Origin of the sequence: Pseudomonas sp. SWRI81 (assembly GCF_014268545.1) — a bacterium.
GTDB classification, from domain to species: Bacteria; Pseudomonadota; Gammaproteobacteria; order Pseudomonadales; family Pseudomonadaceae; genus Aquipseudomonas; species Aquipseudomonas hamedanensis.
The window spans coordinates 101,725-126,715 of sequence record NZ_JABWQS010000013.1; the positions used below are offsets into that span (position 1 = coordinate 101,725).

22 protein-coding genes are annotated in these 24,991 nt (G+C 61.1%); 12 read left to right on the forward strand and 10 right to left on the reverse strand.

Annotation, left to right across the window (positions count from 1 at the left end):
• Positions 1-122 precede the first annotated feature (122 nt).
• The 3 genes from HU765_RS11280 to HU765_RS11290 are packed head-to-tail and all read left to right on the forward strand — an operon-like array spanning position 123 to position 5,598.
• Positions 123-1,367, forward strand: a complete 1,245-nt coding sequence (locus HU765_RS11280; RefSeq protein WP_186620448.1) for an exonuclease SbcCD subunit D C-terminal domain-containing protein — start codon at positions 123-125, stop codon at positions 1,365-1,367.
• Positions 1,364-5,005 (forward strand): AAA family ATPase, encoded by a 3,642-nt coding sequence (locus tag HU765_RS11285; RefSeq protein WP_186620450.1) that lies wholly within the window; start codon positions 1,364-1,366, stop codon positions 5,003-5,005. Before HU765_RS11280 ends, HU765_RS11285 begins: the two co-directional genes overlap by 4 nt.
• A complete protein-coding gene (locus HU765_RS11290) occupies positions 5,002-5,598 on the forward strand; it encodes a glutathione S-transferase (RefSeq protein WP_186620452.1) in 597 nt (198 codons plus the stop codon). Before HU765_RS11285 ends, HU765_RS11290 begins: the two co-directional genes overlap by 4 nt.
• Positions 5,599-5,800: 202 nt before the next feature.
• Here the strand turns inward: HU765_RS11290 and HU765_RS11295 are convergent, their stop codons facing one another.
• The 8 genes from HU765_RS11295 to HU765_RS11330 form a co-directional block, all read right to left on the reverse strand.
• Positions 5,801-6,058, reverse strand: a complete 258-nt coding sequence (locus tag HU765_RS11295; protein WP_186551671.1) for a hypothetical protein — start codon at positions 6,056-6,058, stop codon at positions 5,801-5,803.
• Positions 6,055-6,267, reverse strand: coding sequence for a hypothetical protein (locus HU765_RS11300; protein ID WP_186551670.1), 213 nt, complete (start codon positions 6,265-6,267; stop codon positions 6,055-6,057). Before HU765_RS11300 ends, HU765_RS11295 begins: the two co-directional genes overlap by 4 nt.
• Before the next feature lie 332 nt (positions 6,268-6,599).
• On the reverse strand, positions 6,600-6,779 hold the full coding sequence (locus HU765_RS11305; RefSeq protein ID WP_016775003.1) for a hypothetical protein: 180 nt from the start codon (positions 6,777-6,779) through the stop codon (positions 6,600-6,602).
• Positions 6,780-6,934: 155 nt separating this feature from the next.
• Positions 6,935-8,110 (reverse strand): lactonase family protein, encoded by a 1,176-nt coding sequence (locus HU765_RS11310; protein ID WP_186620454.1) that lies wholly within the window; start codon positions 8,108-8,110, stop codon positions 6,935-6,937.
• A complete protein-coding gene (locus HU765_RS11315; protein ID WP_076562525.1) occupies positions 8,097-8,408 on the reverse strand; it encodes a DUF5629 family protein in 312 nt (103 codons plus the stop codon). The genes HU765_RS11310 and HU765_RS11315 overlap by 14 nt, the downstream gene beginning before the upstream one ends.
• 168 nt (positions 8,409-8,576) lie before the next feature.
• Positions 8,577-10,157 carry an aldehyde dehydrogenase (NADP(+)) gene (locus HU765_RS11320; RefSeq protein ID WP_186620456.1) on the reverse strand — a complete coding sequence of 527 codons (1,581 nt, stop codon included), beginning with the start codon at positions 10,155-10,157 and terminating at the stop codon, positions 8,577-8,579.
• Between the two features lie 9 nt (positions 10,158-10,166).
• Entirely contained in the window at positions 10,167-11,159 is a 993-nt protein-coding gene (gene araD1 / locus HU765_RS11325) for an AraD1 family protein (RefSeq protein WP_186620458.1), read from the reverse strand.
• Between the two features lie 144 nt (positions 11,160-11,303).
• A complete protein-coding gene (locus HU765_RS11330) occupies positions 11,304-12,626 on the reverse strand; it encodes an MFS transporter (protein ID WP_186620460.1) in 1,323 nt (440 codons plus the stop codon).
• 193 nt (positions 12,627-12,819) lie between these two features.
• Here HU765_RS11330 and HU765_RS11335 point away from each other — a divergent pair, with 193 nt between their 5' ends.
• Positions 12,820-14,556, forward strand: a complete 1,737-nt coding sequence (locus HU765_RS11335; RefSeq protein WP_186551665.1) for an IlvD/Edd family dehydratase — start codon at positions 12,820-12,822, stop codon at positions 14,554-14,556.
• A gap of 184 nt (positions 14,557-14,740) precedes the next feature.
• The gene (locus tag HU765_RS11340; protein WP_186551664.1) at positions 14,741-15,460 is read left to right on the forward strand and encodes a FadR/GntR family transcriptional regulator; all 720 of its coding nucleotides are present in this window, start codon (positions 14,741-14,743) and stop codon (positions 15,458-15,460) included.
• Positions 15,461-15,642: 182 nt separating this feature from the next.
• Here the strand turns inward: HU765_RS11340 and HU765_RS11345 are convergent, their stop codons facing one another.
• Both HU765_RS11345 and HU765_RS11350 read right to left on the reverse strand, forming a co-directional pair.
• On the reverse strand, positions 15,643-18,027 hold the full coding sequence (locus tag HU765_RS11345; protein ID WP_186620462.1) for an RND family transporter: 2,385 nt from the start codon (positions 18,025-18,027) through the stop codon (positions 15,643-15,645).
• Complete coding sequence (locus tag HU765_RS11350; protein ID WP_186620465.1) at positions 18,024-19,067, reverse strand: YCF48-related protein; 1,044 nt, start codon at positions 19,065-19,067, stop codon at positions 18,024-18,026. The genes HU765_RS11345 and HU765_RS11350 overlap by 4 nt, the downstream gene beginning before the upstream one ends.
• Positions 19,068-19,518: 451 nt before the next feature.
• Between HU765_RS11350 and HU765_RS11355 the strand changes: the two genes are divergently transcribed.
• The 7 genes from HU765_RS11355 to HU765_RS11385 all read left to right on the forward strand — a co-directional run bounded on the left by HU765_RS11355 (position 19,519) and on the right by HU765_RS11385 (position 24,939).
• Positions 19,519-20,109 carry an amino acid synthesis family protein gene (locus HU765_RS11355; protein ID WP_186620466.1) on the forward strand — a complete coding sequence of 197 codons (591 nt, stop codon included), beginning with the start codon at positions 19,519-19,521 and terminating at the stop codon, positions 20,107-20,109.
• A gap of 32 nt (positions 20,110-20,141) precedes the next feature.
• A complete protein-coding gene (locus HU765_RS11360; protein WP_186620468.1) occupies positions 20,142-20,975 on the forward strand; it encodes an alpha/beta fold hydrolase in 834 nt (277 codons plus the stop codon).
• Positions 20,972-22,453 (forward strand): aldehyde dehydrogenase, encoded by a 1,482-nt coding sequence (locus tag HU765_RS11365; protein WP_186620470.1) that lies wholly within the window; start codon positions 20,972-20,974, stop codon positions 22,451-22,453. The genes HU765_RS11360 and HU765_RS11365 overlap by 4 nt, the downstream gene beginning before the upstream one ends.
• Positions 22,454-22,465: 12 nt before the next feature.
• Positions 22,466-22,951 carry a flavin reductase family protein gene (locus HU765_RS11370; RefSeq protein WP_186620471.1) on the forward strand — a complete coding sequence of 162 codons (486 nt, stop codon included), beginning with the start codon at positions 22,466-22,468 and terminating at the stop codon, positions 22,949-22,951.
• A gap of 211 nt (positions 22,952-23,162) precedes the next feature.
• Entirely contained in the window at positions 23,163-23,567 is a 405-nt protein-coding gene (locus HU765_RS11375) for a carboxymuconolactone decarboxylase family protein (protein ID WP_034155594.1), read from the forward strand.
• A 42-nt stretch (positions 23,568-23,609) separates the two neighbouring features.
• Complete coding sequence (locus tag HU765_RS11380; protein ID WP_186620472.1) at positions 23,610-24,374, forward strand: GntR family transcriptional regulator; 765 nt, start codon at positions 23,610-23,612, stop codon at positions 24,372-24,374.
• Position 24,375: 1 nt separating this feature from the next.
• On the forward strand, positions 24,376-24,939 hold the full coding sequence (locus tag HU765_RS11385) for an NUDIX hydrolase (RefSeq protein WP_186620473.1): 564 nt from the start codon (positions 24,376-24,378) through the stop codon (positions 24,937-24,939).
• Positions 24,940-24,991 lie beyond the last annotated feature (52 nt).

Here is a 24,991-nt window from a genome sequence, read left to right on the forward strand (position 1 = left end):
AATCCCCTCGCCACAGGGGGCTTAGCGTCCACAGACCAGGGTTTTGCCAGTAAACTCTCCCCCTTTAGCCGCCTCTTCGTCTCTTTGCGGCCATCGCCCCTTTAGCTATTGCGGAGTCCACCTTGCGTCTGTTTCACACCTCCGACTGGCACCTTGGGCAAAACCTGCACGGCCAGGAGCGCGATTTCGAGCACGCGTGTTTTCTCGAATGGCTGCTGCGCCAACTGCAACAGGCGCAGCCGGATGTGCTGCTGATTGCCGGGGACATCTTCGACACGGTCAATCCGCCGGTCAAAGCCCAGGAACGCCTTTACGACTTCATCGTCAGTGCCCACGAACAGCAGCCGCTGCTGACCATCGTGATGATCGCCGGCAACCATGATTCCGGCTCGCGGATCGAACTGCCCGCGCCATTGATGCGGCGTTTGCGCACCCATGCGTTGGGCCGTGTGTTGTGGCTCGATGACGGGCAACTGGATGCCGAACGCCTGCTGCTGCCGTTGCCGGATAAAACCGGCGAAATTGCGGCATGGTGCCTGGCGCTGCCGTTCCTGCGCCCGGCGGAAGTCACCGGTGCGCACTTGGGCGACAATTATTTACGCGGCATCGGCCAGGTGCATGAATGGCTGATCGCGGCGGCCAATGCCAAGCGTCAGCCCGGGCAGGCGTTGATCGCGATCAGCCATGCACATATGGCTGGCGGTTCGGTGTCGGAGGACTCCGAACGCAGCCTGATCATCGGCAACGCCGAAGCCCTGCCCGCCAGCCTGTTTGGGTCGAGCATCAGCTATGTCGCCCTCGGCCATTTGCACAAGCCGCAGAAGGTCAACGGTGAGGAACGCATTCGCTACAGCGGCTCGCCGATTCCATTGTCGTTCTCGGAGATCGGTTATCAGCACCAGATTCTCGACGTGACACTCGACGGCGAAACCCTGGTCAGTGTCGAGCCGAAGCTGATCCCGCGCTCGGTCAATCTGCAGCGTATCGGCCCGGCGCCGCTGGCCGAAATTCTGCTGCAACTGGCCGACTTGCCAAACATCGATCTGCTCGCTGAAACCCAGCGTCAGCCGTGGCTGGAGGTCCGCGTACGTCTCGACGAGCCGCAGCCGGATCTGCGTCATCAAGTGGAATCCGCGCTGCAAGGCAAAGCCGTGCGTCTGGTGCGCATCGCCGCTGAATACGCTGGCAATCGCGGCGCCGATGGTAGCGATGACGGCAACACGCTGATCGAACTCGACCAGCTCACCCCACAGGAATTATTCAGCCGTGCCTGGCTCGACAACTACGGCAGCGAGGTCGATGAACAGACGCTGAAAGACTTCACCGAACTGCTACAGGACGTGCAACTGGAGGGCGAGCAGCCATGAAAATTCTCGCCATTCGCTTGAAGAACCTTGCCTCGCTGGCCGGGCCTTTCGAGATTGATTTCACCGCCGAGCCGCTGGCCAGCGCCGGTCTGTTTGCGATCACCGGCCCGACCGGTGCCGGCAAAAGCACCCTGCTCGACGCCTTGTGCCTGGCGCTGTTCGGCGCCGTTCCACGCCTGAACAACACCGGCCGCGACGCGAAAGTCCCGGACGCCGACGGCGAAATCGCCACTGGCGACCCGCGTACCTTGCTGCGTCGTGGTACCGGCGAAGGCTATGCCGAGGTGGATTTTGTCGGCGTCGATGGCCGTCGCTATCGGGCGCGCTGGGAAGCCAACCGCGCCCGCGAGAAGGCTGGGGGCAAGTTGCAGGCCAGCCGACAGAGCCTGCGCGATATCGATCAGGATCAATTGCTCGCGAGTCAGAAAGGCGAATACAAAACCCAACTGGAAGCCGCGCTGGGCCTGAACTTCGAACAGTTCACCCGCGCCGTCCTGCTGGCGCAGAGCGAGTTCAGCGCGTTCCTCAAGGCTGACGACAACGACCGCAGCGAACTGCTGGAAAAACTCACCGACACCGCGCTCTACACCCGCCTCGGCCGCCGCGCTTTCGACAAGACCAAAGAAGCCCGCGAAGCGCACAAGCTGTTGCAGGATCAGGCCAGCGGTGTGACGCCACTGGCACCCGAAGCCCGCGCCGAACTCGATGAGCGTTTCAACGCCGCGCAGCAACAGATGAAGGCGCAACAGGCGCAGCTCAAACAACTTGAGCAGCAACACAGCTGGCTCAAGGATTTGAGTCAGTTGCAGGACGCGCAGCAGGCGGCCAGCGAACAATTGCACAGTGCGCAGCAGCATTGGCAGGCGCTGGCCGGCGAGCGGGTAAAACTGACGCGCCTGGAGCAGCTCGGCCCGCAGCGGCATCAGTTCGCGCGCAAGGCCGAGCTCGATGCACTGCTGGCGCCACTGGCGGCGCAGATCGCCGCGCACACCCAACAACACGCGGCGCTGGGCGAACGTCAGGCGCAACTGGAACAACGCCTCGACGCCGCGAAAGTCGCCCTCAGCGAAGCGCAGCAGCGGCAAAGCGAGAATGCGCCGCTGTTGCGTCAGGCGTTCGAAGAACAAAGTACCCTCGCCCGCCTGATCAAGGACACTGCCAGCAGCGCCGAAGCCCGGCAAACAGCCGAGCAAACGTTCAAGGATGGCCAGAGCGCCATTCAGGCGTTGCAGGAAAAACAGACTCAGGTCGCTGAGCGCTTGCAGCGCATCGCCGCCGAGCTTGAACAGAGCGCGCATCTGGCCCCGCTGAGCGATGCCTGGAGCGCCTATCGCGACCGTCTGCAGCAATTGATGCTGATCGGTAACCGTTTGAACAAGGGCCAGGCTGAACTGCAGTCCCTTGAACAAAACGCCGCGCGCAGTGCTGAAGAGTTGGCGTCGCACAAGCAGCGACTGGAAGTGCTGTTCAAAGAGGCCGGTGCCGAACCCGACGCGGTCGCAGAGCAGATCGGCATTCTCGGCACTCTGTTGCAGGACAACCGCAAACAACTGCGCGCCGTCGAAGACTTGTCGCGCCTGTGGGCCACTCGGCAGGATCTCGACAAGCGCAGCGAGGAGCTGCAACAGCGCCAGCTCCACGCGCAACAGCAGCGCGAACGCCTGACCCAGGACGGCGTTAAAACCAAGGCCGAACTGACCGTCGCCGAGCAAACCCTCAGCGTCACCCGCGAACTGCTCGAGCGCCAGCGTCTGGCGCGCAGTGCCAGCGTCGAAGAGTTGCGTGCGCAGTTGCAGGACGACCAGCCCTGCCCGGTTTGTGGCAGCAACGAGCATCCGTATCATCAGCCCGAAGCGCTGCTGCAAAGTCTTGGTCGCCACGATGAAAGCGAACAGGCCAACGCGCAGCAAATGGTCGATCAGCTCAAGGAAAAACTGATCGACCTGCGCGGCGAAGTCGGCGGCGTGATCGCGCAACAAAAAGAGTTGCTGCAACAGCAGGAACAACTCTCTGCCCAGCAACAAGCCTTGGCCCCAAGCCTTGATGCGCATCCGCTGTCGGCACAATTGCTGAACCAGGACCCCGACAAACGCGACGCCTGGCTCAGTCGCCAGAACGAGCAGTTGAACCAGAGCATTACCCAGGATGAACAGCGCCAAAGCGCCCTGCTCACGTTGCAGCAGGACGCGGCGCGTCTGTCGCAGCAGTTGCGTCAGGCTGAAGTCGCCCACCAGCAAGCGGCGCAACACCTGAGCAACCAACAGCATGAACTCAACAGCGACCGTCAGCGTCTGGAAGAAGAGCTCACCGCGTTTGGCCCGCTGTTGCCCGCTGACACTCTCCAGGCCCTGCGCCTTGAGCCAGCCGCGACGTTCATGCAGTTGGACCGGCAGATCGCCGAGCGTCTGGCGCAGCTTGAACAGCAAAAGGAAGAGCTGGGCGAACAGCAGCAACGCCAGCAGACGCTGGAAAAAGAACTGGATCGCCAACAGATTCGCCGCCAGCAATTGCAAAGTGCCGAGCAGCAATTCAACACGCTGACCGAGCAACAGCAGAACTGTCAGGAAAAACTAGCGCAACTGCTCGGCGAACACAGCAGCGCCGAGCACTGGCAGCAGTTGCTCGAACAGGCCGTCGAGCAGGCGCGCACGGCCGAAACCAGCACGACCGAAGAACTGCAAAGCGTGCGCACGCAACGCGTGCAAATCGCGGCGGAACTCAAAGCACAGCAGGAACGATTGCAGGCGCTCGAAAGTGAAGACAAAGCGCTCACTGACAAGATCGCCAGTTGGCGCGCCAGCCATCCTGAACTGGATGACGGCGGCCTCGAAGACCTGCTGCGCTTCGACGACGCGCAAGTCGCCGAATTGCGCCAAACCCTCCAGCTCAACGAAAAAGCCATCGAACAGGCCCAGGTCTTGGTGCAGGAACGCGATCAGCGTCTGCTCGATCATCAGGCGCAGCACAACGGCAACCTCGATGCCGAGCAGCTCGCCAGCGCCCTCGTCGACGTGCAGAACCAGTTCGCCGCCAGCGAACAGCAATGCGCCGAACTGCGTGCCGAACAGGCGGAGGACCAGCGCCGGCAGAACGCCAACCAGGCCCTGGCCCAGCAGATCGCCGAGGCCTATGCCGAGTATCAACGCTGGGCGCGCCTGAGTGCCTTGATCGGCTCAGCCACCGGCGACACCTTCCGCAAAATCGCCCAGGCCTACAACCTCGATCTGCTGGTGCATCACGCCAACGTGCAACTGCGCCAACTGGTCAAACGCTATCGCCTGAAACGCGGCGGCAGCATGCTCGGTCTGCTGGTGATGGACACGGAAATGGGCGATGAGCTGCGCTCGGTGCATTCGTTGTCCGGCGGCGAGACGTTCCTCGTGTCGCTGGCCTTGGCGCTGGGTCTGGCTTCGATGGCGTCGAGCACGCTGAAAATCGAATCGCTGTTTATCGACGAAGGCTTTGGCAGCCTTGATCCCGAATCTCTGCAGTTGGCCATGGACGCCCTGGACGGTTTGCAGGCGCAGGGGCGCAAGGTTGCGGTGATTTCTCACGTGCAGGAAATGCACGAACGGATCCCGGTGCAGATTCAGGTGCGGCGCCAGGGTAATGGTTTGAGTACGCTGGAGGTGAAATGAACACGCTGTATTCGTTCCGCCGCTGCCCCTACGCGATGCGTGCGCGGATGGCGTTGCGTTATACCGGCGTGTCGGTGGACATCGTCGAGGTCAGCCTCAAGGACAAGCCGGCAGAGATGCTGGCGATCTCGCCGAAGGGCACCGTGCCGGTGCTGAATGCTGATGGCGTGGTGATTGATGAGAGCCTGCAAATCATGCGTTGGGCGTTGGCGCAGAATGATCCGGATGACTGGTTGTTCAAGGATGATCCGGGGGCTGAGGTCATCATGGATATGCTGATCGAGACGAACGACCAACAATTCAAGACATCGCTGAATCACTACAAATACGCTGAGCGTTATCCAGAGCAACCGATGGAGGTCTATCGGATGCAGTGCGAGATGATCGCCCACTATTTGGATCTGACGCTCGCGGAGCACGACTACCTGCTGGGCGACCGGCTCAGTCTCGCCGACATCGCCCTGCTGCCCTTCGTGCGGCAGTTCGCTCACGTTGATCGCGAGTGGTTTGCGCAGACGCCTTATGTTCGCTTACAGGCCTGGTTGCAGCGCCTGCTCGAATCCGAGCTGTTCACCTCGATCATGAAGAAGTAACCCTCTCGCCCTTGCTGAGTAAAAAACTGTGGCGAGGGGATTTAGCGAAACGTCGCACCGCCCCGCTCGGCTGCGCAGCAGTCGTAAACCGGCGAACGGGATGTACCTGATGCAGCGGGTTGTTTGATTTCACGACTGCTTCGCAGCCGAGCGGGGCGGTGCGACGTTTCGCTAAATCCCCTCGCCACAATGGTCCGCATTTCTACGCCAGTGCGTTGCACATGCCCAGTGCCATGCAATCCACTTCAAACGGCCCGAGAAAATCGACTGCGATTCTGGCCGGTGGATTGCCCGCCATCAGCCCCAGCGTATTCGCCCGCTCGATGTTGTGGGCGATGTTGTGGTTGGCCTCTATGGCCCGGGCCAGTGCGCCCACCGAACCTTGACCGAAACCCAGCAATGACGCGCCGTTGGTCATCAATGCCAGGCTGGCAATAACCCAAAGTCTATAGCCTTTCATGCGCCACCAACTCCCGCGAGTTCAGCCCGGTCGACCATCACGCTCTGCGAACGGACTTCGAACTGGATGCCAGGGTGGGCGACGGCGATTGGCGCGTCGAAGCGGTGTTCCATCTGCGAGCCGATGCTGACGATCAGCACCACGGCCAGGTACAGACCGATGGCCAGGTAGGCGCCGCGTTTGGCGGAAGTGAGGATTGCGCTGGCCATGGTGTTCTCCCGTGGGCAAGTTTCGATGCCCACAGAATCAATCAAACGAACCGAAGCAACCACTCAGCGTTTGCCATAGTAAACATCAGCTTCGTTGATTATTTACTGGCTCTATTTGCCCGCGAGAAAAAACCTATGAGCGAAGAACGCGCACACGCGTAGGAGCTGCCGAAGGCTGCGATCCTGATCGTTCCCGCGCTCTGCGTGGGAATGCAGCCCGGGACGCTCTGCGTCCCATTGGAACGCGGAGCGTCCCTAGAGGCATTCCCACGCAGAGCATGGGAACGATCAGGATCGCAGCCTTCGGCAGCTCCTAAAGGGGAACGGTGCGCTCAGGCTTGGGTTTTATGATCCAGAGCGGCATAGAAGTTGGCGCTTTGTTGCAGGTATTTCTGGGTGTAGCTCTGGGTGTGGGATTTTTTGCTGGCGATTTCGACGTTGGCACCGGCTGGCAATACCACGGTGGCGGAAATGGCGGAGGCGGCGATAACGGAGAAGAGATTGAAGTTCATGGCGGTAACCCTCGTGTTCGTTTGCTTGGTTTGCCCGGTCGGGCTGTGAAACAAACGTAACGCTGGAGGGTTGGCGCTTGAAATCTTTTGTAGCATTAGCCGTTATCAGTGCAATTAATACAACGACACAGGCCCCGCGAACCGGGGCCTGTGGCTTATTGTCGCAGCATGAACTTGAGGTCGCTGGGTGCGTCCATCGGCAGTTTTTGCACGGTTTTGCCGAGCAGACCGGTCTTGGCATCGCGCTCGACGACGACAATCTGGTTGCTCTTCTGGTTGGCGATCAAGACGAACTTGCCGCTCGGATCAAGGGCAAACTCACGCGGGTGGTCGCCGTCGACCGAGCGTTTTTGCAGTTCTTTGAGCTGCCCGGTCGCAGGATCGATAGCGAACACCACGAGTTGATTGGCCGTGCCGCGATTGCTCACGTAGAGGAACTTGCCATCGGCCGAGGCATGCAGCGCTGCGCCCGCCTTGTCCGAGGTCGGCTGGCCTGCTGCGAGGTCAACCAGTTGCGTCTGGGTCAGCACCCCGTCGTTGTAGTCGAACACCGCGACCTGCGCGCTCATTTCCATGGTCAGCCAGGCGTGCTTGCCGTCGGCGCTGAACAGCAGATGGCGCGGGCCGCTACCGGCCGGCATCGACACCGAGGCTGTTTTCGCCGGGGTCAGCGGCAAGTGCGGGTTGGCTTTGGGGTCGAACTGGTAAATGAACACCTTGTCCGCACCGAGATCGTTGGAAAACACGTAGCGGCCGTCCGGTGAGGAAACTGTCGCATGCACGTGGTTCGAAGCTTGCCGCTCAGGATTGACCCGACTCGCCGGGTGCGCGCTCATCTGCACCACCGGTTTGAGCTTGCCGTCGGCATCGACCGGCAATACCGCCAGGGTGCCGCCCGGGTCTTCCATCACCGAATAATTGCTGACGAACAAATGGCTGGCATCAGCGCTGAGGCTGGAATGGGTCGGCTCGTTGCCCAGGCTTTGCACTTGGCTGATGAGGCTCAAGGCGTGGGTTTTCGGGTCGATGGCATAACTGCTGACGCGACCGACAGGGTCAGTCTGCCCAGGGCCGTTTTCGTTGACCACGAACAGACGTGTCTGATCTTTGGACAGGGTCAGCCACGACGGGTTTTCGCTCTTGACCACTTGCAGCGGCTTGGGGTTGATCTGGCCGGTGGCGCTGTCGAACTGCATCCGATAGAGGCCTTCGCTGCTGCCGGCGGTGTACGACCCCACCAGCAACTGGAAGCTTTCGGCGGACGCCGTGGAAAACCCCATCGCACCGACGCTGCCGGCCATCAACAAGGGCCAGAAATTACGCATCTTCATTATTGTCATCCTCGTCGTCGCTGCTGCTGACTACGTCGCCGAGACACACCAGACGATGCTCGCCCGTGGTCTTGGTGTCGCTGGCGTAGCCGACGATCAGCCAGCTCTGCAGCGTCTCATCAAACGTCGCCGCCGCGACCTGCGCCGGGGTGAATTCCCAGTGCTTCGCTTCACGACCATCGATGCATTCGATGTGCAGGTTATCGTCCTCGTCGAGGGCGAATTCGAAGGCGTGCAGGCCATCGATTTCGACCATGCCGCAGTGTTCGAGGGCGTTGAGAAGGGTTTGGGCAGTCATGGCAAACAGTCTTTCTTGGGGGGGAAAGTGCCAATGATAACCTATTGTCGAAACAGTCCCCTTGTAGGAGTGAGCCTGCTCGCGATAGCGGTGGGTCATCCAGCAGAGATGCTGAATGTAAGACCGCTATCGCGAGCAGGCTCACTCCTACAGGGGTTGTCGTTGGCTTTAGAGCGCGTCGCGCGATGGCTTGCCATCGACCAGACGCTGAATGCGCAGCGGGTTGGCGTTTTTCAGCGGCTCCGGCAGCAGGCTGTCCGGGTAGTTCTGGAAGCACACCGGACGCAGGAAGCGGTCGATCGCCAGCGTGCCTACGGAAGTGCCGCGCGCATCGGACGTCGCCGGGTATGGCCCGCCGTGGACCATCGAATCGCAGACTTCGACGCCGGTCGGATAGCCGTTGAGCAGGATGCGCCCGACCTTTTGTTCCAGCAGCGGCGTCAGTTCGGCGAATTGCTCGAAGTCCGCCGGCTCGCCGATGATCGTCGCGGTCAGTTGACCATGCAGTCCGTGCAGCGCCGCGCTGAGTTGAGCCTGATCGGCGACTTCAACGATCACCGTGGTCGGCCCGAACACCTCTTCCTGTAGCACTTCTTCACCGTTGATCAACAGGCTGACGTCAGCCTTGAACAATTGCGGCTGCGCCTGATTGCCCTGCTGCGGATTACCGGCCAGATGTTCGATGCCGCTGTGCGCCAAGAGTTTTTCCAGACCTTTGCCGTAGCTGCCGAGGGTGCCGGCGTTGAGCATGGTTTGCGCCGGTTGATCGCCGATCAGGCCGGCCAGTTGCTGGATGAACGCGCTGAATTGTGGCGAGCGAATACCGATGACCAGACCCGGATTGGTGCAGAACTGACCACAGCCCTGGACCACCGAAGCGGTGAGATCGCGGGCCACCGTTTCCGACCGCGCGGCGAGCGCCTGCGGCAGGACGATGACCGGGTTGATGCTCGACATTTCGGCAAATACCGGGATCGGTTGCGGGCGCGCCGCAGCCATGTCGCACAAAGCGCGACCGCCCTTCAGCGAACCGGTGAAGCCGACCGCCTGAATCGCCGGATGCTTGACCAGCCATTCGCCGACGCCGCCACCGTAGATCATGTTGAACACACCGGCCGGCATGCCAGTTTTCTCTGCTGCGCGAATCACCGCGTCAGCAACCCGCTCAGCGGTGGCCATGTGGCCGCTGTGGGCCTTGAACACCACCGGGCAACCGGCGGCCAGCGCCGCTGCGGTGTCGCCGCCAGCGGTGGAGAACGCCAGTGGGAAGTTGCTCGCGCCGAACACTGCGACCGGGCCGAGGCCGATGCGGTATTGACGCAGGTCCGGACGTGGCAGTGGCTGGCGATCCGGCAGTGCCAGGTCAATGCGCGCACCGTAGAAATCACCGCGACGCAGGACTTTGGCGAACAGACGCATCTGGCCACTGGTGCGGCCGCGCTCGCCCTGAATGCGACCGGCTGGCAGCGCAGTTTCGCGGCAGACCAAGGCGACAAAATCATCGCCAAGGGCATCCAGTTCATCCGCGACTGCGTCGAGGAACTGTGCGCGGCGTTCTGCGCTGAGGCTGCGATACGTCGGGTAAGCCGCTGCGGCAGCTTTGGCGGCGGCGTCGACTTCCTCCGCCGTGGCCTGAATGAAGTCGTGCGGCAAGGCTTCACCGGTGCTGGCGTCAACCGATTGCAATTTGACGGTGCCGGCGGCGCTGCGCTGCCCGCCGATGTAGTTGTGACCGAGAATCTGAGTCATGGGATCTCCTTAAAGGGTGCCGATGCTGTCCGGTTCAAAAGCCGCTTCGACCGGTGCGATGCCGTTGACCAGCGGTGCGCCGAAGTCGGCCTGGCTGATCTCGAAGGTATCGCCCGGCTCGGTGCGGATGCCGTCGGCAAACGACAGGGTCGCGGTGCCGAAGAAATGAATGTGCACGTCGCCCGGACGCAGGAATTGACTGTATTTGAAGTGGTGGTATTCGAGGTTCGCCAGGCTGTGGCACATGTTGGCCTCGCCGCTGAGGAACTCGTTCTGCCACAGCACCTCGCCGTCACGCAGGATTCGGCTGGTGCCGGCAAGGTGTTGAGGCAATTCACCGGTGCGAAGTTCCGGACCATAACTGCAACTGCGCAATTTCGAGTGCGCCAGGTACAGGTAATTTTTGCGCTCCATGACGTGGTCGGAGAACTCGTTACCGACGGCGAAACCGAGGCGATACGGTTTGCCGTCGTTACCGATGATGTACAAGCCAGCCATCTCTGGCTCTTCGCCGGCGTCTTCGGCAAACGGCGGCAGCGGGAACGGCTGGCCCGGACGCACGACGATGCTGCCGTCGCCCTTGTAGAACCATTCCGGTTGCACACCGGCCTGCCCCGCCGCCGGTTTGCCGCCCTCCACGCCCCACTTGAAAATGCGCATCGTGTCGGTCATCGCCGCTTCGTCGCCGGCCTGCTGGTGCATCTTGTCGCGGGCCGAGGCGCTGCCCAGGTGAGTCAGGCCGGTACCGCTGACCAGCATATGCGCCGGGTCCGGGTGGTCCAGCGGCGGCAGGATGCGCAGGTCGTTGAGCAACTGCGCGTAGTCGTGACTGGCGCCGAGGCCGAGGGTCTGCACCTGCTGCTCAAGGGTGCTGCCTGCTTCGATCGCGGCCAACGCCAGATCGCGCACACTGCGGGCTTCTTGCACTTCGCGGACCTGCCCGTTGTCGACCACGCCGACGCGGCGTTCGCCGTTGGTTAATTCGAATTGCACCAGATGCATGTTTTTCTCCTGTTTTTCAAAGCCACCGCCAATCCTTGTAGGAGTGAGCCTGCTCGCGATGGCGGTGTGTCAGTTTGCAAATTTTTCGCTGATACACCGCCATCGCGAGCAGGCTCACTCCTACAGGGGACCGGTGTTAGTCAGTCAGGTGCGGGTTGCGCCCCGCGCGCTGGCGGCGAATTGGTCGACGGGTAAAACGTGCTTGCGTTCCAGCACACGATAAACAATGCCGGTCAGAATCAGGCCGAACACCATCACGCCAGAAAGGAAGTACAACCCCGAAGCCAGATTGCCGGTGTATTCCTTCAATGCACCAATCACGAAAGGTCCGATGTAACCGCCAAGGTTGCCCACCGAGTTGATCAGCGCAATCCCCGCCGCCGCACTGGCACCGGCAAAAAAGCGCCCCGGCAAAGTCCAGAACACGGCGGTGCACGAGAACAAGGCAAACGCCACCAGACACAGCGCCGCCAGTTGCGCCACCGGCAACGAAAGCCAGGCGCTGAGGAACAGACCGATCGCACCGAGTACATAGAGCACGGCGAGATGCCCGTAGCGATCATTCAAGCGGTCGGAGCTGCGCGGAATGATCAGCAGGCCGATGATCCCGAAGATGTACGGCACCGATGAGACGAACCCGGTCACCAGGTCGCTGCCGCCGAATTGTTTGATCAGCGTCGGCAGCCACAGGCCCAGGCCATAGATGCTCAGTGTTACCGGCAGATAGAACAGCGCCAGCAGCAGCACACGTTTGTCTTTGAGCGCATGCAGCGGATTGCCGTGGCGGGTCTGGCCGTACTCCTGCAAGTCCTTTTTCAGCTCGCCGGTCAGCCAGTCTTTTTCAGCCTGATCCATCCACTTCACTTGCTGCGGGCCGTCCGGCAGCCAGCGCAGCACCGGCCAGGTCAGCAGGATCGCCGGGGTGCCGATAACGATGAACAGCCACTGCCAGCCGTGCAGGCCGAGGATGCCGTCCATGCCGAGCAGGCCACCGGACACGGGGCCGGTGATCATCATGGCGATCGGTTGCGAGAGGATGAACAGCCCGAGGATCTTGCCGCGATGGCGCACCGGGAACCATTGAGTGATGTAGTACAGAACGCCCGGGAAGAAGCCCGCCTCCGCCGCGCCGAGCAGAAAGCGCATCACGTAGAAGCTGTGCGGCCCTTGCACGAAGGCCATGCCGATGGTGATCGCGCCCCAGGTAATCATGATCCGTGCGAACCAGCGCCGGGCGCCGAAGCGTTCGAGCATCAGGTTGCTGGGGATTTCGAAGAGGAAGTAACCAATAAAGAACAGCCCGGCGCCCAGGCCGTAGGCCGCATCGCCGATGCCGATGTCGGCGCCCATGTGCAGCTTGGCGAAGCCGACGGCGGAGCGATCCACATAGGCGATCAGGTACAGCAGGATCAGGAAGGGAATCAGTTTCAGCGTGATGCGCCGGATAAGCCGCAATTCCTGGCTCATGAGATCGGTCTCCGATTGTTGTTTTTATAGAACCTCGGGGGACGCCTCTCACGGAAAACCGTCAGGGCCATCCCTCCGTCGAAAACGACTATATAGTAATACTATTTACTCAACAACACTTCCAAACGGCGGATTTTGAGCTTATGTTAAGCCATCGCTGGAACACTATAGTCATACAATAAGAGAAACGATCATGTCTGATAAGAAACCCACCCTGCGCTCCGCCCAATGGTTTGGCACGGCCGACAAGAACGGCTTCATGTACCGCAGCTGGATGAAGAATCAGGGCATCGCCGACCATCAGTTCCACGGCAAGCCGATCATCGGCATCTGCAACACCTGGTCGGAATTGACCCCGTGCAACGCGCACTTCCGCCAGATCGCGGAGCACGTCAAACGCGGGGTGATCGAGGCCGGTGGTTTTCCGGTGGAATTCCCGGTGTTCTCCAATGGCGAATCGAACCTGCGCCCGACCGCCATGCTCACCCGCAACCTGGCGAGCATGGACGTTGAAGAAGCGATTCGCGGCAACCCGATTGACGGTGTGGTGCTGCTGACCGGTTGCGACAAAACCACCCCGGCCCTGCTGATGGGCGCGGCCAGTTGCGACGTGCCGGCGATCGTCGTCACCGGCGGACCGATGCTCAACGGCAAGCACAAGGGCAAGGACATTGGTTCCGGCACCGTGGTCTGGCAGCTCAGCGAACAGGTCAAGGCCGGCACCATCACCATCGACGATTTCCTCGCGGCCGAGGGCGGCATGTCGCGCTCGGCAGGCACCTGCAACACCATGGGCACCGCGTCGACCATGGCCTGCATGGCTGAAGCGCTGGGCACTTCGCTGCCGCACAACGCGGCGATTCCGGCGGTGGATGCACGGCGTTATGTGCTGGCGCACATGTCCGGCATGCGCGCGGTGGAGATGGTTCGTGAAGATCTGAAACTGTCGAAGATTTTGACCAAGGAAGCCTTCGAAAACGCCATTCGCGTCAACGCTGCCATCGGTGGTTCGACCAACGCCGTCATTCACTTGAAGGCCATCGCCGGGCGCATCGGTGTCGAACTGGATCTGGACGACTGGACCCGCATCGGTCGTGGCATGCCGACCATTGTCGACCTGCAACCGTCCGGGCGTTTCCTGATGGAAGAGTTCTACTACGCCGGTGGGTTGCCAGCGGTACTGCGTCGCCTCGGTGAGGCCAATCTGATTCCCAACCCGAATGCGCTGACCGTCAACGGCAAATCCATCGGCGAGAACACCAAAGACGCGCCGATCTACGGCGAAGACGAAGTGATCCGCACCCTCGACAATCCGATCCGCGCTGACGGCGGGATTTGCGTATTGCGCGGCAACCTGGCGCCGCTGGGTGCGGTACTCAAACCGTCCGCCGCTACCGCTGAACTGATGCAGCATCGCGGCCGCGCGGTGGTGTTCGAGAACTTCGACATGTACAAGGCGCGGATCAACGACCCGGAACTGGATGTCGACAAAGATTCGATCCTGGTCATGAAAAACTGCGGGCCGAAGGGTTATCCGGGCATGGCCGAGGTCGGCAACATGGGCTTGCCGGCCAAGTTGTTGGCGCAGGGCGTGACTGACATGGTGCGTATCTCCGACGCACGCATGAGCGGCACGGCGTACGGCACGGTGGTTTTGCACGTCGCTCCGGAAGCCGCAGCGGGCGGGCCTTTGGCGGCGGTGCAGGAAGGCGACTGGATTGAACTCGATTGCGCCAGCGGTCGTCTGCATCTGGACATTCCCGACGCTGAACTGGCCGCGCGCATGGCCGATTTGCAGCCACCGCAGCAGTTGTTGGTGGGTGGCTATCGTCAGCTGTACATCGACCACGTACTGCAGGCGGATCAGGGTTGTGACTTTGACTTTCTGGTGGGTTGCCGAGGGGCCGAGGTCCCGCGTCACTCTCACTAACCCCGCCGTCCCCTGTAGGAGTGAGCCTGCTCGCGATAGCGGTCTGTCAGTTGAGACATATGTGACTGACATGTCCCCATCGCGAGCAGGCTCACTCCTACATTTGCTATGCATCAGCCTCAAGAATGCCGCACGCCTGCTATGATGCGCGGCATCTCCATCGCTCAGGATCGCGTCGCTCCCCATGGATTACCGCAAACCTTCCGACCGTAAAAGCATGCACTCGCGCATCGTCCAGGAACTGGGCATGCAGATCGTCTCCGGACGCTTTTTGCCCGACGACAAACTGCCCGCCGAAGCCCTGCTCTGCGAGGAATACGCGGTCAGTCGGCCGGTGTTGCGTGAAGCCACGCGGGTGCTGGTGGCCAAGGGTCTGGTGTATTCAAAGCCCCGCGTGGGCACGGTGGTCAAGGCGCGCCGCGAATGGCACATGCTCGACCCGGACGTGCTGCACTGGCTGATGCAAAGTAGCCCGCAGAATGAATTCTTCAATGTGCTGACCAGCGTGCGCAGCATCATCGAACCCGCTGCGGCCGCCCTCGCCGCCCAGCATGCGACCGATGCCGACATCGCCGCGATCAACGAAGCCTACCAACGCATGGAAACCGCGCCGACACCGGAGGCCTTGTTGCAGCCGGACCTGGACTTCCACAGCCGGATTGCCGACGCCACGCATAACGACTTGCTGGCGAATCTGTGCAATATGCTGTCGGTGGCGATTGCCGAGGCGTTGAAGCATTCCAACCAGCGGCCGAATCTGCATGAGCTGGCGTTGCCAAGGCATAAGGCGATTCTCACGGCGATCGAGAACCGTGATGCGCTCGGCGCCCGGCATGCGACATTGGTGCAGCTGGACGATGCGCGTAGTGCCCTCAGCGTAGTGCTTGGCACCGAACTCTCCTGACACTCCGCGTCCCCACTGTAGGAGTGAGCCTGCTCGCGATAGCGGTATGTCAGGTATTCAATTATCCGACTGACACACCGCTATAGCGAGCAGGCTCACTCCTACATTCGATCTGTGTGATTCCGAGATATAAAAAAGCCGCAACCCATTAGGATGCGGCTTTGTCGTTTCAGGCCTTCAGGTCAATGGGCAAACAACGAATTGCCCTTCTGCCCCGCCAGTTTCTCAGGCTTGATCAGGAACTTCGCCAGGGCCGGCAGCAGCCACAGCGCACCGAACATGTTCCACAGCAGCATGAACGTCAGCATCAGGCCCATGTCGGCCTGGAACTTGATGGCCGAGAAGATCCAGGTGCACACGCCAATCGCCAGGCACAGGCCGGTGAACAGCACGGCTTTACCGGTGGATTTCAGCGTCTGGTAATAGGCTTCCTGCAACGGCAACCCGGCACGCAGGAAACTTTCAAGGCGGCTGTAGATGTAGATGCCGTAGTCGACGCCAATCCCCACCCCCAGCGCCACCACCGGCAGGGTGGCGACTTTCACGCCGATACCCATGAACGCCATCAGCGCGTTGCCGAGTACCGAAGTCAGCACCAGCGGCAGGACGATGCACAGGGTCGCCGCCCATGAGCGGAAGGTGATCATGCACATCACCGCCACGCAGATGTACACCAGAATCAGGATGGTCAGCTCAGCCTGTTTGATGACTTCGTTGGTGGCCGCTTCGATCCCGGCGTTACCGGCGGCGAGGATGAATTCCAGGCCGTCCTTGTTGTTCTCCTTGGCGAATTCCTGCACGGCGTGCACGGCACGGTCGAGGGTTTCGGCCTTGTGGTCGTTGAGGAACACGAGAACCGGCGCCAGCGAGCAACTGTTGTTGTACAGGCCATCGGCGCGGGCAATCGAGTTGTTCAGCACATCCGGGTTGCGCGACAGGGTTTCCCATTTCAGGTTGCCCTCGTTCATACCCTTGATCATCTGCTTGGACACGGTCACCAACGAGATCGCCGACTGCACGCCCTCGGTGTTCTGCATCTTCCACATCAACTGGTCGATCGGCGCCATGGCTTCGTAGCGCGAGCAGCCTTCAGCCTTGGTCTTGACCATCACCACCAGCACGTCGGAGCTGGTCGAGTAGTTGCTGATGATGAAGTTGTTGTCCTTGTTGTAGCGCGAGTCCGGGCGCAGTTCCGGCGCGCCCTGGTCGAGGTCCCCGATTTTCAGGTTCTGGCTGTACCAGAGGCCGCCGCCGAAGGCGATCAGCGCCAGCGCTACCGAAATCGGCGCGACTTTCGGGCTGGCGAAATTCGACAGCAGGCGCCAGAACGGATGCTCGCGGTTCGCGTCCTTCTTGCTCTTGGCAATCGCGCGCTTGCTGATGCCGACGTAGGAAATGGCAACCGGTAGCAGGATCAGGTTGGTGAACACGATCACCGCCACGCCGATGGACGCGCCGATCGCCAGCTCGCGAATCACACCGATGTCGATGATCAGCAGGGTGATGAAGCCCACCGCGTCCGCCAGAATCGCGATCATCCCCGGCAGAAACAACTGACGGAAGGTGCGGCGCGCGGCGGTCAGGGCGTTGTCCGCTTCGCTGGACTGCAAAGCGATACCGTTGATCTTCTGCACGCCGTGGGAAATACCGATGGCGAAAATCAGGAACGGCACCAGCATCGAGTACGGATCGAGGCCAAAACCGAAAAAGTGCATCAAGCCGAGTTGCCAGACCACCGCCACCAGCGTCGTACTCAGCACCGCGATAGTGCTGCGCACGCAGTTGGTGAACCACAGCAGCAGGATCAGGGTGATGACGAAAGCGATGCCGAAGAACAGCACCACCATCACCAGACCGTCGATCAGGTCACCGACCTTCTTGGCGAAACCGACGATGTGAATCTTGATGTTGGGGTTCTGCGCTTCGAACTTGTTGCGGATCTTGTCTTCCAGTTCATGGGAGAACTTGCGGTAGTCCAGCGCCAGCAACTTGCCCTGATCCTGCGGGTCCGGGTAGGCCTCAAGCAGCGGAATGTCGACAATGCTCGACTTGAAATCGTTGGCCACCAGACGCCCGACCTGACCGGACTTGAGCACGTTGTTGCGCAGCAGGTCGAGGCTGTCCTGGGAGCCGTTGTAGCTCTGCGGAATCACTTCACCGCCGGCGAAACCCTCTTCGGTCACTTCGGTCCAGCGTACGCTCGGGCTCCACAGCGATTTCAGGCCGGAACGGTCGACGCCGGAAATGTAGAACACTTCGTCGTTGATCTGGCGCAGGGTCTCCATGTATTCCTTGGAGAAGATGTCGCCGTCAGTGGCTTCCACCGAAATACGCACGGTGTTACCCAGGTTCGCCAGGTCGTTGCGATGCTCCATCATCTTTTCGATGAACGGATGCTGCAGCGGGATCATTTTTTCGAAACTGGTGGACGGCCGGATCAGCGTGGCCTGCCAGAACAGAAAAATGCTCACCACCAGACAGATCAGAATCACGGCCGGGCGGTTGTTGAAGATCAGGCGCTCGAGCACCGTCGCCTTTTCCTGCTGAGGAGTGATCAAGGAAGTCATAGCCCCGCCTTCTTGTTATTAGTCTCGGCACCGTTTGGCTGGGTGAGGTGTACACCGCCCTGCCCGCTCAGAATCAGATTGCCGTCGCCGGCAGCAGTGACCGAGGACAGCGAAATGCGGTCCGGGCGGTTGAACACGCTGAAGGTCTCGCCGTTGTCGCTGCTGCTGATCACTGAGCCGCCGTTACCGACGATGATGATCGAGCCATCTTCGAGCAGCGTGCCGCCGGAGAGGCCGAATTCCAGCGCACCCCGTGCGGCTTTCAGTTCGACCTGTTCCCAGGTGCTGCCGAAATCGGTGGAGCGGTAGAGGTTGCCGCGCAAGCCATAGGCCAACAGGGTCTGCGCCTGCGCCGTGCCGATCACGCCGAACAGCGAACCTTCGTACGGGCCTTCGAGCTTTTCCCAGGTCTGGCCGTCGTCGGCGGAGCGGAACATGCTGCCGGACTCGCCGACGATGAACAGCCCGGCGTCTTTCACGGCGGCGATGGCATTGAGGTGGAACTGGTCTTCGTTGTCGAGACGATCGCTGACGTCTTCCCAGTGCTTGCCGCCGTCAGTGGTTTCCAGCAGCGTGCCGTAGGCGCCCACGGCAAAGCCGCTGCTGGCGTCCTTGAACCAGACGTCGAGCAGCGGCGATTCGCGTGCAAGGTCTTCGAATTGTTTGGTCCAGGTCAGACCGCCGTCTGCGCTGGCGAGAATCTGCGCGTCATGGCCGACCGCCCAACCGTTTTTGTCGTCGACGAAATACACGGCGGTGAGCAGTTGCCGGGTCGGCACCTTGGCCTGGGTCCAGGTCTTGCCCTGGTCATCGGAAAAGAGAATGTGTCCGCGATCCCCGACCGCGACCAGGCGCGCGCCGGCGTGGACGACATCGAGCATCAGGCTTTTCGCGGCCTTGGCCGATTCGGTGGAATAGACCACATCAGCCGGGGCCTCGGCGGCAAACACGGGTGCCGACAACGTGGCAAAGCCCAGCAGCGAGAGTGCTGTGGCCAGCAACGCGGTGTTGCGTAACGCCGGCGGGCGGCAACGACTCATAGACCTTCCCCTATTTATTATTGTTGGGCCATCGGGCCTTCAAGGGCGCCGCAAGTGTGCTGCTGTGATGGCTGGTCAGAAGCATAGTCCTGAAACCCGCAATCCAGAGCCACTTCGGAAGCTGGCCCATCCTATCGGGCTTTGTAAATGTCTGACAATCGGCGCCACGTTATCTTTTGTTAACCGCAAGCGGCCCCATGTTCACCAGTGATTTCCAATGTGGGAGGGGGCTTGCTCCCGAAGGCGGCGTGCCAGCCGCAGCGATGTTGCCTGACACACCGCTTTCGGGAGCAAGCCCCCTCCCACAGGGTTTTGTGGCGTCTACAGAATTGTTGATAGACGACCATTCGCCGGGGTGATGCGGCAAATCTCACAAGGGGGACTTGCAGGATCGGTATTATGGTATACCATCAGACGCACAGACACTCTCAATCCCCCAACGGAGCAGCTCATGAGTTTCGAAATTCGCAAGATCGTCAGCTATGTCGAAGAAACCTTCATCGAAGGCGGCAAAGGCGCTGACAAGCCGGTAACCATGGTCGGCCTCGCCGTGGTCATGAAGAACCCGTGGGTGGGCAACGGTTTTGTCGAAGACCTCAAGCCGCAGATCCGCGCCAACTGCTCTGACCTCGGCGCAATGATGGTCGAGCGTCTCGTCGGCATCATCGGTGGCGCGGAAAAAATCGAGGCTTACGGCAAAGCGGCGGTGGTCGGCGCTGACGGCGAGATCGAGCACGCTTCAGCGGTGATCCACACCCTGCGCTTCGGCAATCACTACCGCGAAGCGGTGAAAGCCAAGAGCTACCTGAGCTTCACCAACAAGCGCGGCGGTCCGGGCACGTCGATTCAGATCCCGATGATGCACAAGGACGACGAAGGCCTGCGTTCGCACTACATCACCCTGGAAATGCAGATTGAAGACGCGCCGCGTGCCGACGAAATCGTCGTTGTGCTCGGTTGCGCCGACGGTGGTCGCCTGCACCCGCGCATCGGCAACCGCTACATCGATCTGGAAGAACTGGCCGCCGAAAAAGCCCAGTAATCACAACAAGAAAGGCATTGCAGGAGCGCTCCATGATTCGGCTCACCGCTGAACTCACCCCGGCTGGCACCAGTTACCTGGCGACCGGCCAAGGCCAGCCCGTGGTCTTGATCCACGGCGTGGGCCTGAACAAAGAAATGTGGGGCGGGCAGATTGTCGGCCTCGCCAGCCAGTATCAGGTGATCGCCTACGACATGCTCGGCCACGGCGCCAGCCCGCGACCGGCCAGTGGCACCGACCTGCTCGGTTATGCCGATCAGTTGCTTGAGCTGCTTGATCATCTGAACCTGCCGCAGGCGGCGGTGATCGGTTTCTCCATGGGCGGCCTGGTTGCGCGGGCCTTCGCCCTGCACTACCCGCAGCGCCTGCAAAGCCTGGTGGTGTTGAACAGCGTGTTCAATCGCAGCGAAGAACAGCGCGCCGGCGTGATTGCGCGCACAGCCCAGGCCGCCGAGCATGGCCCCGACGCCAATGCCGAAGCGGCGCTGTCGCGCTGGTTCAGCCGTGAATATCAGGCGGCCAACCCGGCGCAGATCGCGGCGCTACGCCAGACCCTGGCGAACAACGATCCGCAGGGTTATCTGACCACTTACGAACTGTTCGCCACCCAAGACATGTACCGCGCCGACGACCTGAGCAGCATTCAGGCGCCGACGCTGATCGCCACTGGCGAACTCGACCCGGGATCGACCCCGGAAATGGCCGAGCAACTGGCCCGGCGCATCCCCGGTGCGAAGGTCGCCGTGCTGCCCGAGCAACGGCATATGATGCCGGTAGAGTCGCCGCGTCTGGTCAACCAGATGCTGCTCGAATTTCTCCAATACGCAAACGCCCGACAAAACCATATAAAGGGGATCGTTGCATGACGCTCGCACGCTTCCAGATGTGCATCGGCGGAGACTGGGTCGACGCCCTCTCCGGCAAGACTTTCGAAAGCCTCAACCCGGCCTCGGCGCAAGCTTGGGCCGAACTGCCCGACGCCGATGAAACGGATGTCGAGCGCGCCGTGCAGGCAGCGCAAACCGCGTTCGACAGCCCGGCGTGGCGCGGCCTGACCGCCACCGCTCGTGGCAAACTGCTGCGCCGCCTCGGCGACCTGATCGCCGAAAACAAGGAGCACCTGGCGCAGCTGGAGAGCCGCGACAACGGCAAGCTGATCCGCGAAACCCGTGGTCAGGTCAGCTATCTGCCAGAGTTCTTTCATTACACCGCTGGCCTCGCCGACAAGCTCGAAGGCGGCACGCTGCCGCTGGACAAGCCCGACCTGTTTGCCTACACCGTGCACGAAGCGATGGGTGTGGTCGCCGCGATCATTCCCTGGAACAGCCCGCTGTACCTGACCGCAATCAAACTGGCCCCGGCCCTCGCCGCCGGCAACACGATTGTGATCAAGCCGTCCGAGCATGCGTCGGCCACCATTCTGGAGCTGGCACGTCTGGCACTTGAGGCCGGGATACCGCCGGGTGTGGTCAACGTCGTCACCGGTTACGGCCCAAGCACAGGCGCTGCACTGACCCGTCATCCGCTGATCCGCAAGATTGCCTTCACGGGTGGCGCGGCAACGGCGCGGCATGTGGTGCGCAGCAGCGCCGAAAACTTCGCCAAGTTGTCGCTGGAACTGGGCGGCAAGTCGCCGAACATCATTTTCGCCGACGCCGATCTCGACAGCGCGATCAACGGCGCGATTGCCGGGATCTACGCCGCTTCAGGGCAGAGCTGCGTGTCCGGTTCGCGCTTGCTGGTGCAGGACGAAATCTACGACGAGTTCGTCAATCGTCTGGTCGAACGCGCTCAGCGCATCCGCATCGGCAACCCGCAGGAAGACCACAGCGAAATGGGCCCGATGGCTACCGCGCAGCAACTGGCGGTGGTCGAAGGTCTGGTCGCCGATGCCATTGCTGAAGGCGCGCGTCTGCGCACCGGCGGCAAGCGTCCGGCCGATCTTGGCGAAGGCTGGTTCTACGAGCCGACGCTGTTCGAGTGTGACCGCAACTCGATGAAGATCATGCAGGAAGAAGTCTTCGGCCCGGTAGCCTCGGTCATTCGCTTCAAAGACGAAGCCGAAGCGCTGGCCATCGCCAACGACTCGCAGTTCGGCCTCGCCGCCGGCATCTGGACCCGCGATCTCGGTCGTGCCCATCGTCTGGCGCGCGATGTGCGCTCGGGGATTATCTGGGTCAACACTTACCGCGCGGTCTCGGCCATGGCGCCGATCGGCGGCTTCAAGAACAGTGGCTATGGACGCGAAAGCGGCATCGATTCGGTGCTGGCCTACACCGAACTGAAAACGGTGTGGATCAACCTCTCTCAGGCGCCGATGCCTGATCCATTTGTGATGCGCTAGGAGTCCTGCGAAATGATCGAACCCGGCATTTACAAAGACGTCATGAGTTCGTTTCCGTCCGGCGTCACGGTGGTCACCACCCTCGACCCGGACGGAGGCATCGTCGGCATCACCGCCAGCGCCTTCAGCGCGCTGTCGATCGATCCGGCGCTGGTGCTGTTCTGCCCCAACTACGCCTCCGACACCTACCCGGTGCTGCGTGACAGCAAGAAATTCGCCATTCACTTGCTCTCTGCCGAACAGACCGCCGAAGCCTACGCGTTTGCCGGTAAAGGCAAGGACAAGGCTAAAAACATCGAGTGGCATTTGAGCGAACTGGGCAACCCGATCCTGGCCAAGGCCACGGCGATCATCGAGTGCGAGTTGTGGCGCGAATACGACGGCGGCGACCACGCGATCATTGTCGGCGCGGTGAAGAACCTGATCCTGCCGGCGCAACCGGTGACACCGATGATTTATCACAAGGGCAAGCTCGGTGCGTTGCCCACGCTGACCTGATTGCCCCACCCAACTCCCACTGTGGAACTACCCATTGTGGTGAGGGGATTTATCCCCGTCCGGCTGCGAAGCAGTCGTAAAACCATTGCACGCGGAATGTCTGGCAAATCGCGGTTGCAGGTATTGGGGGTGCTTCGCACCCCGTCGGGGATAAATCCCCTCACCACAGGGTTAATTTCCAACAAGTGAATGTGTGTTGTGAGGAGGATTCATGAGTAACGAAAAATACGAAAAAGGCCTGAAGATCCGCACGCAGGTACTCGGCGAAGCCTATGTGCAACGCTCTATAGAGAACGCCGACGACTTCACCCGCCCGCTGCAGGAAATGGTCACCGAATACTGCTGGGGCCATGTCTGGGGCCGCGAGGGTTTGTCGCTCAAAGAGCGCAGCATGATCAACCTGGCAATGATCTCGGCGCTCAACCGCCCGCACGAACTCAAGCTGCATGTGCGTGGCGCCTTGCGTAACGGCCTGAGTCGTGAGCAAATACGCGAAATTCTCCTTCAGGTCGGTATTTATTGCGGCGTTCCGGCAGCCGTGGACAGTTTCCGGCTGGCCCGGGAAGCCTTCGCCGAAGCCGACGCCGAGGCCTCAGTCAACCCCTCGGCTGTTTAGATGCCCGTCTGGCATGGACAGCCAACTTAAAGAGCGGACCCTATGAAACGCCAGCCACTCGACGACAGCTTCAAGGTCAATCGCAACCCCGTTACCCTGCGCGAAATCGTGTTGGACAAACTGCGTAGCGCGATCATGAATTTCCAGCTCATGCCAGGCGATCGTCTGGTCGAACGCGACCTCTGTGATCGCCTCGGTGTCAGCCGCACTTCGGTGCGCGAAGCCTTGCGTCACCTTGAATCCGAAGGCCTGGTGGAGTTCGCCGACGCCAAAGGCCCGCGCGTTGCCATCATCACCTTGGCCGATGCCGTCGATATCTACGAATTGCGCTGCGTGCTCGAAGGCCTGATCGTGCAGCTGTTCACCCTGCGCGCCAAGGCCAAGGACATCAAGGCCCTGGAAAAAGCTCTCGACGATAACCGCAAGGCGCTCAAGGATGGCGAGCTGCAGCAAGTGATCGACTCGGTGCAGGGCTTCTACGACGTGCTGCTCGAAGGCTCGGGCAACCATGTCGCCGCCACGCAGTTGCGGCAGTTGCAGGCGCGCATCAGCTATCTTCGCGCGACCTCGGTGTCGCAGGAAAACCGCCGCGGCGCGAGTAATCACGAGATGGAAAAAATGGTCGAGGCGATCAAGAGCGGCGATCCGCTGGCGGCGCATCAGGCGTGTGTCGACCACGTCCGCGCCGCCGCTGCCGTGGCCCTCGATTACCTCAAGCGCAAGCAGGAAGAAACCGGCGTCGCCGTCAAAGGCACCCCGACGATCATCCTGCCGATTGCGCTGAAAGAACCGCGCATCGGCCACTGACATGTTCAGCCCGAGCTTTTGCCCGAAATGCGGCGGTCCTGATCTCGGTCAGCAATTGCCGCCGGGCGATACGCACGAGCGCCTGATGTGCCGCGGCTGCGGCTACATCCACTACGTCAATCCGAAGATCATTGCCGGCTGCATCATCGAGCAGGACGGCAAATACCTGTTGTGCCAACGGGCGATCCCACCGCGCCCGGGCACCTGGACCCTGCCCGCCGGCTTCATGGAAAGCGGCGAGACCACCGAGCAGGCGGCATTGCGCGAGGTCTGGGAAGAAAGCGGCGTGCGCGCCGAAATCATCTCGCCGTATTCGATCTTCAGCGTGCCGAAGATCAGTGAGGTGTACATCATCTTCCGCGCCATTGCATTGGAGATCACCGGGCAGTTCGGTCCGGAAACGCTGGACTACAAGTTCTTCGCGCCTGAAGACATTCCGTGGGAGCAGATTTACTACCCGGCGATCCGGCAGATTCTCGAGCGCTACATCGAAGAGCGCCAGGCGGGGGTTTACGGGATCTACGTGGGCAATGACGACAGCGGAAAAATCCATTTCATGCGCTGACAGCGCAGCCCGCTCTTTGTAGGAGTGAGCCTGCTCGCGATAGCGGTTCATC

Bases quoted from the DNA above. Each gene is read 5' to 3' on its own strand.
- HU765_RS11290 (WP_186620452.1), top strand. From the start codon at position 5,002: ATGAACACGCTGTATTCGTTCCGCCGCTGCCCCTACGCGATGCGTGCG.
- HU765_RS11370 (WP_186620471.1), top strand. From the start codon at position 22,466: ATGATCGAACCCGGCATTTACAAAGACGTCATGAGTTCGTTTCCGTCC.
- araD1 (WP_186620458.1), bottom strand. From the start codon at position 11,159: ATGCATCTGGTGCAATTCGAATTAACCAACGGCGAACGCCGCGTCGGC.
- HU765_RS11330 (WP_186620460.1), bottom strand. From the start codon at position 12,626: ATGAGCCAGGAATTGCGGCTTATCCGGCGCATCACGCTGAAACTGATT.
- HU765_RS11375 (WP_034155594.1), top strand. From the start codon at position 23,163: ATGAGTAACGAAAAATACGAAAAAGGCCTGAAGATCCGCACGCAGGTA.
- HU765_RS11385 (WP_186620473.1), top strand. From the start codon at position 24,376: ATGTTCAGCCCGAGCTTTTGCCCGAAATGCGGCGGTCCTGATCTCGGT.
- HU765_RS11340 (WP_186551664.1), top strand. From the start codon at position 14,741: ATGGATTACCGCAAACCTTCCGACCGTAAAAGCATGCACTCGCGCATC.
- HU765_RS11310 (WP_186620454.1), bottom strand. From the start codon at position 8,110: ATGAAGATGCGTAATTTCTGGCCCTTGTTGATGGCCGGCAGCGTCGGT.
- HU765_RS11345 (WP_186620462.1), bottom strand. From the start codon at position 18,027: ATGACTTCCTTGATCACTCCTCAGCAGGAAAAGGCGACGGTGCTCGAG.
- HU765_RS11335 (WP_186551665.1), top strand. From the start codon at position 12,820: ATGTCTGATAAGAAACCCACCCTGCGCTCCGCCCAATGGTTTGGCACG.
- HU765_RS11355 (WP_186620466.1), top strand. From the start codon at position 19,519: ATGAGTTTCGAAATTCGCAAGATCGTCAGCTATGTCGAAGAAACCTTC.
- HU765_RS11295 (WP_186551671.1), bottom strand. From the start codon at position 6,058: ATGAAAGGCTATAGACTTTGGGTTATTGCCAGCCTGGCATTGATGACC.
- HU765_RS11365 (WP_186620470.1), top strand. From the start codon at position 20,972: ATGACGCTCGCACGCTTCCAGATGTGCATCGGCGGAGACTGGGTCGAC.
- HU765_RS11300 (WP_186551670.1), bottom strand. From the start codon at position 6,267: ATGGCCAGCGCAATCCTCACTTCCGCCAAACGCGGCGCCTACCTGGCC.
- HU765_RS11285 (WP_186620450.1), top strand. From the start codon at position 1,364: ATGAAAATTCTCGCCATTCGCTTGAAGAACCTTGCCTCGCTGGCCGGG.
- HU765_RS11315 (WP_076562525.1), bottom strand. From the start codon at position 8,408: ATGACTGCCCAAACCCTTCTCAACGCCCTCGAACACTGCGGCATGGTC.
- HU765_RS11380 (WP_186620472.1), top strand. From the start codon at position 23,610: ATGAAACGCCAGCCACTCGACGACAGCTTCAAGGTCAATCGCAACCCC.
- HU765_RS11360 (WP_186620468.1), top strand. From the start codon at position 20,142: ATGATTCGGCTCACCGCTGAACTCACCCCGGCTGGCACCAGTTACCTG.
- HU765_RS11305 (WP_016775003.1), bottom strand. From the start codon at position 6,779: ATGAACTTCAATCTCTTCTCCGTTATCGCCGCCTCCGCCATTTCCGCC.
- HU765_RS11320 (WP_186620456.1), bottom strand. From the start codon at position 10,157: ATGACTCAGATTCTCGGTCACAACTACATCGGCGGGCAGCGCAGCGCC.
- HU765_RS11350 (WP_186620465.1), bottom strand. From the start codon at position 19,067: ATGAGTCGTTGCCGCCCGCCGGCGTTACGCAACACCGCGTTGCTGGCC.